The organism is Ensifer sp. M14 (assembly GCF_003355565.1).
Lineage (GTDB): Bacteria > Pseudomonadota > Alphaproteobacteria > Rhizobiales > Rhizobiaceae > Ensifer.
In genome coordinates, this window is the sequence record NZ_QJNR01000004.1 from 2,008,751 (window position 1) to 2,021,578 (window position 12,828).

Annotated in this window: 10 protein-coding genes; 7 read left to right on the top strand and 3 right to left on the bottom strand. The window is 61.8% G+C overall.

The genetic code is table 11. The features are described from left to right. The first annotated feature begins 187 nt into the window (after nucleotides 1-187). Complete coding sequence (gene dnaG, locus BLJAPNOD_RS09560) at nucleotides 188-2,206, top strand: DNA primase (RefSeq protein ID WP_115419634.1); 2,019 nt, start codon at nucleotides 188-190, stop codon at nucleotides 2,204-2,206. Between the two features lie 334 nt (nucleotides 2,207-2,540). Here dnaG and BLJAPNOD_RS09565 read toward each other — a convergent pair whose 3' ends face one another. Next, nucleotides 2,541-3,383 carry a glycosyl transferase gene (locus BLJAPNOD_RS09565; RefSeq protein ID WP_199565988.1) on the bottom strand — a complete coding sequence of 281 codons (843 nt, stop codon included), beginning with the start codon at nucleotides 3,381-3,383 and terminating at the stop codon, nucleotides 2,541-2,543. 196 nt (nucleotides 3,384-3,579) lie between these two features. Here BLJAPNOD_RS09565 and recQ point away from each other — a divergent pair, with 196 nt between their 5' ends. Next, nucleotides 3,580-5,457: a DNA helicase RecQ gene (recQ, locus tag BLJAPNOD_RS09570; protein ID WP_115419636.1), complete on the top strand. Its 1,878-nt coding sequence runs from the start codon at nucleotides 3,580-3,582 to the stop codon at nucleotides 5,455-5,457. Between the two features lie 254 nt (nucleotides 5,458-5,711). Here the strand turns inward: recQ and BLJAPNOD_RS09575 are convergent, their stop codons facing one another. Beyond that, nucleotides 5,712-6,002: a GIY-YIG nuclease family protein gene (locus BLJAPNOD_RS09575; protein ID WP_077504839.1), complete on the bottom strand. Its 291-nt coding sequence runs from the start codon at nucleotides 6,000-6,002 to the stop codon at nucleotides 5,712-5,714. 398 nt (nucleotides 6,003-6,400) lie between these two features. Here BLJAPNOD_RS09575 and BLJAPNOD_RS09580 point away from each other — a divergent pair, with 398 nt between their 5' ends. Both BLJAPNOD_RS09580 and tdh read left to right on the top strand, forming a co-directional pair. Continuing rightward, entirely contained in the window at nucleotides 6,401-7,588 is a 1,188-nt protein-coding gene (locus tag BLJAPNOD_RS09580; protein WP_115419637.1) for a glycine C-acetyltransferase, read from the top strand. A gap of 11 nt (nucleotides 7,589-7,599) precedes the next feature. Next, the gene (gene tdh / locus BLJAPNOD_RS09585; RefSeq protein ID WP_115419638.1) at nucleotides 7,600-8,634 is read left to right on the top strand and encodes an L-threonine 3-dehydrogenase; all 1,035 of its coding nucleotides are present in this window, start codon (nucleotides 7,600-7,602) and stop codon (nucleotides 8,632-8,634) included. A 97-nt stretch (nucleotides 8,635-8,731) separates the two neighbouring features. On the opposite strand, the gene BLJAPNOD_RS09590 is transcribed toward tdh, so the two are convergent. After that, on the bottom strand, nucleotides 8,732-9,190 hold the full coding sequence (locus BLJAPNOD_RS09590; RefSeq protein WP_199565923.1) for a GyrI-like domain-containing protein: 459 nt from the start codon (nucleotides 9,188-9,190) through the stop codon (nucleotides 8,732-8,734). Nucleotides 9,191-9,419: 229 nt separating this feature from the next. Here BLJAPNOD_RS09590 and BLJAPNOD_RS09595 point away from each other — a divergent pair, with 229 nt between their 5' ends. From BLJAPNOD_RS09595 to BLJAPNOD_RS09610, 3 genes are all read left to right on the top strand, one after another. After that, nucleotides 9,420-9,764: a GFA family protein gene (locus BLJAPNOD_RS09595; protein ID WP_115419640.1), complete on the top strand. Its 345-nt coding sequence runs from the start codon at nucleotides 9,420-9,422 to the stop codon at nucleotides 9,762-9,764. Nucleotides 9,765-10,224: 460 nt separating this feature from the next. Beyond that, the gene (rpoD, locus tag BLJAPNOD_RS09605; protein WP_077499585.1) at nucleotides 10,225-12,285 is read left to right on the top strand and encodes an RNA polymerase sigma factor RpoD; all 2,061 of its coding nucleotides are present in this window, start codon (nucleotides 10,225-10,227) and stop codon (nucleotides 12,283-12,285) included. A gap of 231 nt (nucleotides 12,286-12,516) precedes the next feature. Then, the gene (locus BLJAPNOD_RS09610) at nucleotides 12,517-12,810 is read left to right on the top strand and encodes a GYD domain-containing protein (protein ID WP_077499587.1); all 294 of its coding nucleotides are present in this window, start codon (nucleotides 12,517-12,519) and stop codon (nucleotides 12,808-12,810) included. Nucleotides 12,811-12,828: the final 18 nt, after the last annotated feature.

Sequence of the window (12,828 nt, forward strand, 5' to 3'; positions counted from 1 at the left end):
GGAGTCAAGGCGGGGACACGGCTTGCGTGTGGAAATAAACTCTCGTTTAACGTGTATAGATTGTGCCCCACAGCAAGCCGGGTTCATATTTGCCATCGACAAGGCCTGTGAATTGCGGGCACGGCCGTTGAGTGCTGTGGTGTCCGGCGGTCTCTCCGCCTATATGGAGGATTGACCAGAGGTATCCATGCGCTTTTCACAGACCTTTCTTGACGAGATACGCGACCGCGTGCCGATTTCGGACGTGATCGCCAAACGCGTCACCTGGGATCGGCGCAAGACCAATGTCTCGCGCGGCGACTACTGGGCCTGCTGCCCGTTCCATGGCGAGAAATCCCCAAGCTTCCATTGCGAGGACCGCAAGGGCCGCTACCATTGCTTCGGCTGCGGCGTCACCGGTGATCATTTTCGTTTTCTCACCGACCTCGAAGGCCTGAGCTTCCCGGAGGCGGTGCAGCAAATCGCCGACATGGCGGGCGTTGCCATGCCGCAGCCCGACCCTCAGGCCGAGCGGCGTGAGAAGGAGCGGACCAGCCTGCTCGACGTCATGGAGCTGGCGACGCAATTCTTCGAGGATCAGCTGCAGCAGGCCAATGGTGCCAAGGCGCGCGCCTATCTGCGCGAGCGCGGGCTGACCGGTCGCACGATCGAGACATTTCGGCTCGGCTTTGCACCCGACAGCCGCAATGCGCTGAAGGAATTTCTGGCCGGAAAAGGCATCGGCAAGGACCAGATCGAGGCCTGCGGGCTGGTGGTGCATGGGCCCGAAGTGCCTGTCTCCTACGACCGTTTTCGCGATCGCATCATGTTTCCGATCCTGTCGTCGCGCGAAAAGGTCATCGCGTTCGGCGGCCGCGCCATGTCGCCGGATGCGCCGGCGAAATATCTCAATTCCAACGAGACCGAGCTCTTCCACAAGGGCAACGTGCTTTACAACTTTGCCCGGGCACGACGGGCGATGTCTGTGGGCAGCCGTCCCGGCGACGCCGGGCAGAACGACAATGCTGCGGCCACGATCATTGCGGTCGAAGGCTATATGGATGTGATCGCGCTGCATCAGGCGGGCGTCGAGAATGCTGTGGCGCCGCTTGGGACAGCACTCACTGAAAACCAGCTCGATCTGCTCTGGAAGATGACGTCGCAGCCGGTGCTCTGCTTTGACGGTGACGGCGCCGGCATTCGCGCCGCCAACCGCGGTGTCGATCTGGCGCTGCCGCATCTGAAGCCCGGCCGCTCGGTGCGGTTCGCCATGCTGCCCGATGGCAAGGATCCCGACGATCTGGTGCGTCAGGAGGGGCGGGCGCCCTTCGATCAGGTGCTGGCCAATGCCCGCTCGCTCGCCGAGATGGTCTGGCAGCGTGAAATCCAGGGCGGCTCGTTCGATACGCCGGAAAAACGCGCCGAGCTGGAAGCGAGGCTGAAGCAGGTTACCGCCGTGATCGCCGACGAGAGCGTGCGGCGCCACTATGGCCAGGACATGCGCGACCGGCTGCACGCCTTCCTGCAGGCGGCAAGCCCCGGTCGCGGCGGCGAGCGGCGGCAGTTCGAGCGCGGCGGCCGCCAGGGCGGCGGCCAGCGCAGCGGACCCGGTCAACGCCAGACGAACACCTCGGGCCCAACGGCGATCTCGGATCGGTTGGCGCGTTCGTCGCTGGTCAGCGGCCAGCAGGCGGTGCCGTCGCTGCGCGAAAGCGTGCTGGCGCTGACCATCGTAAACCACCCGCAGCTGCTTTTCGACGAGTACGACGAGATCTCGACCATCGAGTTCGACCATCGCGATCTGCAGCGCTGCTGGGCGGCGGTGCTGAATGCCGCTGCCGCCAACGGCCCGCGCCTGACGCGCGAGGGGCTGGTGGAGCAGCTCGACGCCGAAGGCTTTGCCCCGTTGATCGCGGCCATCGACCAGCAGATCCGCTACGCCCGGCTGTGGACGGCGACTGCCGCTGCGGCGCCTGAGGATGCCCGCGAAGGCTATCTGCAGGCGCTGGCGCTGCACCAGCGCTCCAAGGCGCTGCACTGGCAAAAGCGCGAACTGGAGCGGGAGTTGGCGCACGCAACGGAGGAGGGAGACCTTGACGCCGTGCCGCAACTGCTGCGCACGCTGCAGGAGGTCCAGTTCGAGGTGACCCGGCTTGAGAACCAGGAAGCGATCATCGAAGGTTTTGGCGTGCTTTCGGGCCGGGTGAAGGGGCCGGCGGCCCGGTAATACCGACCTGCGCCGATATTGACCTCTTGCGCCGGAGCGATTTTGGTTCTCGGCAAGGAGAGAACCGGAAGCGGACCCAAACGGTCCGGTGAGGATTATCGACGCTGTCCGGGGGCCAAAAGCGCCCGGCCCTTCGGGTGGGCCGTCTGTCGGCCACCGGCAGCGTCGCAATCCTCGACCGATGCCAAGGCATCGCACTGCGGTGTGCTCCTTGCCGGATAATCGCAGACGGTCCCACGCAAGAGGTCAATATCGGCGCAAGTCGATATAACCGCCGAAATGCCGTTCAGCGAGGTCGAGATCCGGTCCGATCCTGATCCTGGCAGGATCCCGATTATTCGCGCCAGTGTTCGGCCACCCATCGCGCGGGGTGGATGTAGTGGCGCAGGTGGCTGATCGGACTTTTTTCGCGGTGGTCGCCGGTAAACAGCCGGCGAATGTGCCCAAGCGGCGTATCCACGCGGCCGCGTTCGCCATATTGCCCGTCGATTGCATGTTGCGGCAGCAGGTTGCGCGGGAAGAGCACGACGCGCGCGTCGGCCGGCAGGCGTGGCGCCAGGAAGTAGTTCAGAGGAAAGATGTGGCGACAGTCCCGTCGAAAGTGCAGCACCCAGCGTCTGGGAAAGAGCTTCACGCCACCAGGCGCATTGCGTGTTACGAAGCGCTGCTCGAAACGATATTCGTCTGCGATTGCCTGTGGGCTGGCCCTGAACTTTTCCTGGAGTGGCACGAGTTTGCCCACGGGGAAGCGGAAAACCGAGGTCTGGCCGAGGCGCTCGAAAGGCGTCGTCTGGTTTCTCGCCAGGACAACGTCGTCGGGTCCTTCCCTCTCGAAGAAGCAATCGAGCGATCCGACAATGACGATGTCGAGATCGAGAAAAAGGACCGGCCCCTTGAGATTGCCGAGCTTCGGTCCCCACAGTCGCGATTTCTGCCAGATGCCTGGCGTCTTCGTGGGCATGTTCGCAATGTCGAGCGGCGGCAGATCCTCGCAGAGAATTTCGTCGCGCAGTCCGTCGCGATTGTCGGTAAAACAGGTAAAGGTGAAGGGTGGGGTGATGTTGCGCGCCACCATGGCATAGAGCCGGTTGATAAACGGAGCGCCGTATTTCGTACCCCAGTTGATGCAGATCACTTGCTTGACGCCGCCGCTTGCCGCCAGAATATTCGCCATGATGCCCTTCCGATGATCTCGGCTTCCTAAAGTACCGATGCATCAATAAGGCCGCGCTGTCAAAAACACCAATCCCCGACCGAAAACGCCTGCCGATCCTTCTGGATATCCACGCTGTGTCTTCAAATAGGCTGGCGCCTATGGCATTGCCGTCGCATCTGGCGATGATGGCGGTGTGTGATTCCCCGAAGGAGATGCAATGGAGTTCGTCGAACGCGCGCAGCACGACAGAAGTGCTGCCAGCCAACTCTTCGACGACGCCGGTCGAGCGCCGCTCGATGTGCTTAAGCGCGTCTACGGCTATTCGGCCTTTCGCGGCCGGCAGCAGGAAGTGGTCGAGCATGTGGCCGGCGGTGGCGATGCCGTCGTTCTGTTTCCGACCGGCGCCGGCAAATCGCTCTGCTTCCAGATTCCTGCTCTCTGCCGTCCCGGCCTTGGTATCGTCGTTTCGCCGCTGATCGCGCTGATGCGCGATCAGGTGGAGGCGTTGAAGCAACTCGGCGTCAATGCGGCCGCCCTCAATTCGTCGCTGACGCGCGAAGAGGCGGTCGCGGTGCGCCGGCAGATTGCCGACGGCACGCTTGATCTGCTTTACGTCACGCCCGAGCGCATCGTCACCGACGGCTTCGCCGACCTCATCGGCAATGCCCGCATTGCGCTTTTCGCCATCGACGAGGCGCATTGCGTTTCGCAGTGGGGCCATGATTTCCGGCCGGAATACCGCACGCTCGGCCTGCTTGCCGAGCGATATCCCGGTGTGCCGCGCATCGCGCTGACGGCGACGGCCGACCCGCATACCCGCGAAGACATTATCGAGCGGTTGTCGCTGCAAGGTGCCGAAGTCTTCACAACCAGTTTCGACCGTCCGAACATCGCTTATGAAATCGTCGAGCGCGACCAGCCGCGCCAGCAGTTGCTGCGCTTCCTCAGCCGCTTTCGCGGTTCCTCCGGAATCGTCTACTGCCTGTCGCGCGCCAAGGTCGAGGATACGGCGGAATGGCTGAACGGGCAGGGCATTCGCGCGCTGCCCTATCACGCCGGCATGGACCGGACGCTGCGCGACGCCCATCAGGACGCGTTCCTGAAGGAAGAAAGCCTCTGCCTGGTCGCGACCGTCGCCTTCGGCATGGGCATCGACAAGCCGGATGTGCGCTATGTCGCCCATCTCGATCTGCCGGGTTCGATCGAGGCCTACTACCAGGAAACCGGCCGCGCCGGTCGTGATGGTCAGCCGTCCGAAGTCTGGATGGCCTATGGCATGGCCGACGTGCTGCAGCGCCGCCGGATGATCGACGAGGGCGGTGCGGCCGAAGACATCAAGCGCATCGAGCGCGGCAAGCTCAATGCGCTTTTGGCGATCTGCGAGACGGCCGGCTGCCGCCGCCAGGCGATCCTCGCGCATTTCGGCGAGGCGCATCCCGGCCGCTGCGGCCATTGCGATACCTGCCTGAAGCCGGTGGAAACCTGGGACGGCACCGAAGCGGCGATCAAGGCGCTTGCCGCCGTCTATCGCACCGGAGAGCGCTTTGGCACCGGCCATGTCGTCGACGTGCTGATGGGCACCGTCAACGAAAAGACCGAGCGTTTCGGCCATGTCGACATGCCTGTTTTCGGCGCCGGCAAGGATCTGCCGGCCCGGACATGGCAATCGGTGTTTCGCCAATTGCTGGCCGCCGGCCTCGTCAGCGTCGATCACACTGCCTTCGGTGCGATCAAGCTCGAACCTGACGCCCGCGCCGTGTTCAAGCGCGAGCGCCAGGTATTGTTTCGCAAGGACCGCCCGCAGACAGGCAAGGCTGCGCGACAGGCGAAATCCGGCAGCCAGCGCGAGCGCGCCGACCTCGCCGGTTCCGATCTCGAGCTGTTCGAACTGCTGCGCGCCGAACGCTTTACCATCGCCAAGGACCTGAACGTGCCGCCCTATGTCGTTTTCCCGGACGCAACGCTGATCGCGCTCGCCAAGGAGCGCCCGCGCGGCTTCGACGAATTGCTCGACATCCCCGGCATCGGCGAAAGCAAACGCGAGCGCTACGGCAAGGCGTTTCTCGCCGTCATCGACGGGTATCTTGAGGGGTGAACCCCGACGTTTAGCTTGGGCGATTGGGCTAGTCCTGACTCTCTATCGTTTCGGCACTTGTGCGGACACAGCGCAATTCTGGGAACTTCGCCTGCGAACAGCTAAGTCGACCGCGCCGCCGACGCTGCGCTGCTGGATTCCTGTGACAAGCACAGGAATGAGGGCGGTGGCGGCCGCCAGCGCATTCAAAAACTGAACCCTGACAATCGTGGCGAGGCTGTCCCGAGCTCGAGACAACGCGATAGGATCATTGGTCAGAGGGCATGCAGATAGGCCGAAATATCCGCCCAATCCGGGTTCATCTGTTCGATCAGGTTCAACTTCCACTTTCGAGGCCATTTCTTGATCGTTTTTTCCCGAGTTATCGCTGCAGTCAGCAAATCAAACTCCTCAAACCAGACCAGCGTCTTGACGCCGTATCTCGATGTGAAACCGGGCGTCAGGTCGTTCTGATGTTCGTAAAGCCGGGCGGCGAGATCCTTCGTCACACCAACATATAGCGTGCCGTTTCGCTTGGACGCGAGGATGTAGACATAGCCCCTCATGGGATCCGAGATTGACGGCGCTGCGTCTAGCATACAAGTAAAAATTGTGCGCGATCTGGAAAATCCGACCTGGTTCTCCCTCATTCCTGTGCTTGTCACAGGAATCCAGCAGCGCCGCGTCGGCGGCGCAATAGGCGGTACTCAACGGGACAAGGGCGAGGGGAGCGGATTTCGCTGGCCGCGCACTCAAACTCAGTGGCAACCGAAGCAATCTGTCTTGCACGGCGAAGACTACGACATAAAATGTCGAGCAAGCCGTCTCGCCATGCAACGCCCTGTCGTTTTGCCTTCGGAATGCTGCACGGCCCTCTCAAGCCGCGGGAATTTGCTGCAACGGGAAAGCTGGCGTGGTACTCGTTTGGCACGAAACGTTCTTTTTACAGCGAAAGCGGCCAGCCATGACCTCAGCCTTTCTCTCCCACCTTCGCACCGAACTCGACGGGTTGAAATCGTCAGGCCTTTACAAGTCGGAGCGAGTGATCGTCTCGAAGCAGGCGGGTGAGATCGAGGTTGCCTCGGGCGAGCGGGTGCTGAACTTCTGCGCCAACAACTATCTCGGCCTTGCCGACAACGCGGAGTTGGCTGAAGCCGGCAAGGCGGCGCTCGACCGCTACGGCTACGGCATGGCGTCGGTGCGCTTCATCTGCGGCACCCAGGAAGAACACAAGCAGCTGGAGGCACGGATCTCGTCGTTCCTCGGGTTGGAAGACACGATCCTCTATTCCTCCTGCTTCGATGCCAATGGCGGCCTGTTCGAGACGCTGCTGGGCGAAGAGGATGCGATCATCTCCGACGCCTTGAACCATGCCTCGATCATCGACGGCGTGCGGCTCTCCAAGGCCAAGCGCTTCCGGTATGCCAACAACGACATGGCGGCACTGGAAGAAGAGCTGAAGAAGGCCGAAGGCAGCCGCTTCAAGCTGATCGCCACCGATGGCGTGTTTTCGATGGACGGCATCATCGCCAATCTCGGCGGCGTGTGCGATCTCGCCGAGAAGTACGGCGCCATGGTCATGGTCGATGACAGCCATGCGGTCGGCTTCGTCGGCAAAAACGGCCGAGGCTCGGCCGAGCATTGCGGCGTCGAAGGCCGTATCGATATCATCACCGGCACGCTCGGCAAGGCGCTCGGCGGCGCTTCGGGCGGCTATACCTCGGGCAAGGCCGAGGTGGTCGAGTGGCTGCGGCAGCGCTCGCGGCCCTATCTGTTCTCCAACACACTGGCGCCAGTGATTGCGGCTGCCTCGCTGAAGGTGTTCGACCTGATCGACAACGGCGATGCGCTGCGGGCGCGGCTTTACGCCAATGCCAGCCTTTTCCGCACCGAGATGTCGAAGCTCGGCTTTACGCTGGCCGGCGAGGGCCATCCGATCATCCCGGTGATGCTGGGCGATGCGGCGCTGGCGCAGGAAATGGCGGCACGCATGCTGCAAAAGGGCGTCTACGTCATCGGCTTCTCCTTCCCGGTGGTGCCCAAGGGTCAGGCCCGCATCCGCACGCAGATGTCGGCCGCCCATAGCGAAGACGACGTGCGCCGGGCGATCGCCGCCTTCGAAGAGGTCGGCCGCGACCTCGGCGTGATTTGAGGATTAGGTCGATGACGAACATGATGAAGGCGCTGGTGAAGACGAAGCCCGAGGTCGGGCTTTGGATGGAGCGCGTGCCGGTGCCCGAGGTCGGGCCGAACGACGTGCTGATCAAGGTGAAAAAGTCGGCGATCTGTGGCACCGACGTGCACATCTGGAACTGGGACCAGTGGGCCCAGAAGACCATTCCGGTGCCGATGGTCGTCGGCCACGAGTTCATGGGCGAGATCGCCGAGGTCGGCTCGGCCGTGACGAAATACCATGTCGGCGAGCGGGTCTCGGGCGAGGGGCATATCGTCTGCGGCAAGTGCCGCAATTGCCGGGCCGGCCGCGGCCATCTGTGCCGCAACACGCTCGGCGTCGGCGTCAACCGGCCGGGCTCGTTCGGCGAATTCGTCTGCCTGCCGGAATACAACGTCGTGCCGATCCCTGAGGACGTTCCCGACGAGATCGCGGCGATCTTCGACCCCTTCGGCAATGCGGTGCACACTGCCCTTTCCTTCGATCTCGTCGGCGAGGATGTGCTGGTGACCGGTGCCGGCCCGATCGGCATCATGGGGGCGCTGGTTGCCAAGCGCTCGGGCGCGCGCAAGGTTGTCATCACCGACATCAACCCGACGCGGCTCGAGCTCGCCCGAAACCTCGGCATCGACCATGTCGTCGACGCCTCGAAGGAGAACCTTGCCGACGTGATGAAAGCGATCGGCATGACCGAGGGCTTCGATGTCGGGCTGGAAATGTCCGGTGCTGCACCGGCCTTCCGCGACATGATCGACAAGATGAACAATGGCGGCAAGATCGCCATTCTCGGCATTGCGCCTGCTGGATTCGAGATCGACTGGAACAAGGTGATCTTCAAGATGCTCAACCTCAAGGGCATCTACGGCCGCGAGATGTTCGAGACCTGGTACAAGATGATCGCCTTCGTCCAGGGCGGGCTCGACCTTTCGCCCGTCATCACCCACCGCATCGGCATCGACGACTTCCGCGACGGCTTCGAGGCCATGCGCTCGGGCAATTCCGGCAAGGTCGTCATGGATTGGTGAACGGGGATTGGTGAACGGGGACCGGTGAGGCAGGGCGCTTCGCTAGAAAGCCGAAATCCACAAGGCCGCGTATCGCCATCGATGCGCGGTCTTTTTGTCAATTGGCCAGGCCGAACTGGATCTCGATCTCGTGGTAGCGAGAGCCGGGACCTGCCCAACGGTGATAGATCTCGCGGCTTTCGCCGGAGAAATTGTGCCGGCTCATCTCGATCTTTTCGACCAGCGGCGCATAGCCCTGGGTGAAGAGGCTTCGCACCGGCCCCTGATGCAGGGTCGAGGCGACCATGATCGGCTCCAGTTCGATCATGTCGAGCGTGCCGTCATAGGCCTCACCGCCTGCGACCGGCCGGCAGATACGCCAGTCAAATGCGGCCTTGGCATTTTTCGGCAGGTTCCGCGCAATGAAGATCCATGGCCCTGAGGGCTTCAGCCCCGCGCGGTCGATTTCCGCGTCGATCAGCGGCGCAAGCTCGGCGCTTGCATGTCTGACTTCGGGGATGGTGAGCCTGCGTCGAATGCTGATGACGCGCATGGCGCCGGTTTCCTTGATGTTCAAGAGTGCCTCCATTTTCTCGGCCGGAAGGTCAGTCGAGATTGGGTCGAGGGCAAGCGGAAAACCGGAATAATGTTGCGAACACGCAGGCGAACTTCGGCTTTTCGGGAATTGTTTTGCGTCTTGGCATGCGTTGTTCAATCCGGCTTGTTCGCCCGTGTTCGCGCACTATCTTTGCCGACAGTTGCGGGCGACCGCGATCAACGGTTGTGGCGGCCAAAGGAGCCAGTGCATGCGTTACGAGGGAAGTTGCCATTGCGGCAAAATCGCTTTCGAGGTCGAGGGAGACTTCGCCGAGGCGATCGATTGCAATTGTTCGATGTGTCGCCGGCGGGGCGGCTTGCTGGCCTTCGTTCCACGCGACAGCCTGAGCCTGAAGACATCGGAAGCCGATCTCTCGACCTATGAGTTCAACAGGCACGTCATCAAACATCACTTCTGCAGCCATTGCGGTATCGCGCCATTCGGCGAGGGGGCCGGCCCGAACGGACCGATGGCGGCCATCAACCTGCGCTGTCTGCCGGAGTTCGATATCGAGGCGGTGAAGATCGTCAAATACGACGGGCTATCGGTATGACCGGGGGTATTGTGCATAGGTATGGTTGCGCGTGCCGATGCGACGCAATCTTACCTTGTCGATAGGCAGTATCGACCCTTGTCTTTTTATGGGCAACGCCTACATGTTCAGCGGAAGCTGATAAACACCCGAAAACGTGAACTGAGGCGATTTTTGCCGAATCAGGCGGTTTTTCAGCGGAAATGCTTGACGGGATCGAAAATTCTGGGAATCACCATTTCCAAGCAAGAAATGGCGAAATGACACGGCGGTTAGGATATCATGCCAGTAGTGCTTCAGTGGCAGGACTGTCGAAGCTTGTCCGCTTTGCCACGATCGCTATCGTGGTTAATCAGGAATTAAACATCATCCCGTTACGTCAGGGGAAATGATTCGGTGGCGGGTGCGCGGCGCACCCGGACCTTCGAGCGGCATTTGCACCGGGCTCACGCCGGTTGCGACAAGGAAAGCGACGAACTAAATGGCAACCAAAGTCAAAGAAAACGAAGAAGCTGACGTTGAACGCGAAGGCGCTCCGGACGGCCCGCTTCTCGATCTTTCCGATGACGCTGTCAAGAAGATGATCAAGGCCGCCAAGAAGCGCGGCTATGTGACGATGGACGAGCTGAACTCCGTCCTGCCGTCCGAAGAAGTCACCTCCGAGCAGATCGAAGATACGATGGCGATGCTCTCCGATATGGGCATCAACGTCATCGAAGACGAGGAAGCTGAGGAAGCCGCCGGCGGCAGCAGCGACGACGAGAGCAGCGACGACGACAACGACGGCGAAGGCGGCGAACTGGCCACCTCCAGCGGCGGCACGGCGCTTGCGGCAACCAAGAAGAAAGAGCCGACCGACAGGACGGACGACCCGGTGCGCATGTATCTGCGCGAAATGGGTTCGGTCGAGCTTCTGTCGCGCGAAGGCGAAATCGCGATTGCCAAGCGCATCGAGGCTGGCCGCGAGACGATGATCGCCGGTCTCTGTGAGAGCCCGTTGACGTTCCAGGCGCTGATCATCTGGCGCGACGAACTCAACGAAGGCCAGACGCTGCTGCGCGAGATCATCGATCTCGAAACCACCTATTCCGGTCCGGAGGCAAAGGCTGCGCCGCAGTTCCAGAGCCCTGAAAAGATCGAGGCAGACCGCAAGGCCGCCGAGGAAAAGGAAAAGACCCGCAAGGTTCGCACCGGCAACGACGACGACATCACCAATGTCGGCGGCGATGTCATGCCGAGCGAGGAAGAAGAGGAAGACGAAGACGAGTCGAACCTCTCGCTCGCAGCCATGGAAGCGGAACTGCGCCCGCAGGTCATGGAAACGCTCGACATCATCGCCGAGACCTACAAGAAGCTGCGCAAGCTGCAGGACCAGCAGGTGGAAGCCCGCCTTGCGGCCACCGGCACTCTGTCGCCCGCCCAGGAGCGCCGTTACAAGGAGCTCAAGGACGAGTTGATCAAGGCGGTCAAGTCGCTGTCGCTCAACCAGAACCGCGTCGACAGCCTCGTCGAGCAGCTCTACGACATTTCCAAGCGCCTGATGCAGAACGAAGGTCGCCTGCTGCGGCTTGCCGAATCCTACGGCGTCAAGCGCGACTCGTTCCTCGAGCAGTACTCCGGTGCCGAGCTCGATCCGAACTGGATGAAGTCGATCAGCAACCTGGCCGGCAAGGGCTGGAAGGAATTCGCCAAGAGCGAAAACCAGACGATCCGCGACATCCGCCAGGAGATCCAGAACCTTGCGACCGAAACCGGCATCTCGATCGCCGAATTCCGTCGCATCGTCTCGATGGTGCAGAAGGGCGAGCGCGAAGCGCGCATCGCCAAGAAGGAAATGGTCGAAGCCAACCTGCGCCTCGTCATCTCCATCGCCAAGAAGTACACCAACCGCGGCCTGCAGTTCCTCGATCTCATTCAGGAAGGCAACATCGGCCTGATGAAGGCGGTCGACAAGTTCGAATACCGTCGCGGCTACAAGTTCTCGACCTATGCGACCTGGTGGATCCGTCAGGCGATCACCCGCTCGATCGCCGACCAGGCCCGTACGATCCGCATTCCGGTGCACATGATCGAAACGATCAACAAGATCGTTCGCACGTCGCGCCAGATGCTGCACGAAATCGGTCGCGAGCCGACGCCGGAAGAACTTGCCGAAAAGCTCGCCATGCCGCTCGAAAAGGTCCGCAAGGTCCTGAAGATCGCCAAGGAGCCGATCTCGCTCGAAACCCCTGTTGGTGACGAAGAGGATTCGCATCTCGGCGACTTCATCGAGGACAAGAACGCGCTGCTGCCGATCGATGCTGCCATCCAGGCCAACCTGCGCGAAACGACGACCCGTGTTCTCGCCTCGCTGACGCCGCGCGAAGAGCGCGTCCTGCGCATGCGCTTCGGCATCGGCATGAACACGGACCACACGCTTGAAGAAGTCGGTCAGCAGTTCTCGGTTACCCGCGAACGTATCCGTCAGATCGAGGCGAAGGCGCTGCGCAAGCTCAAGCACCCGAGCCGCTCCAGGAAGCTGAGAAGCTTCTTGGACAGCTAAGCAAGCCGCAAGCTGCGCTCGTTCCTCGACAACTGAGCGGTCGAAAGTCCAACATTCAAAAGCCGGGCCATCGCCCGGCTTTTTCGTTTCCGTGCAGGCGGCTCTGCCGGTTTTCTTGTGGCGGCTTGCCCGGAGGACTATACTCCCCCTTTCCGAGCAATCGGGGCACCCGGCCAAAGCGCGGGAGCAGTCGCACCGCGGGCGTGAAACGTGTCCTCAGGGAGGTGTGAAATGACCACCTATGTCGTGCTCCTCAACTGGACTGAGCAGGGCGTGAAGAACGTGCGTGAGTCTCCGAAGCGCCTCGATGCGGCCAAGAAGATGCTTGGCGACATGGGCGGCTCCTTCAAACATTTCTTTCTGACCATGGGTGAATACGACATGGTGGCGATCTGCGAGGCGCCTGACGACGCGGTCGCAGCGCGCTTTGCCATGACGCTCGGCATGGGCGGCAATGTGCGCACTCGCACGCTCAAGGCATTCCCGGAGGCTGCCTATCGCGAACTGGTGGCGTCTCTCGGGTGAGATCAGCAGCGCTGGGCA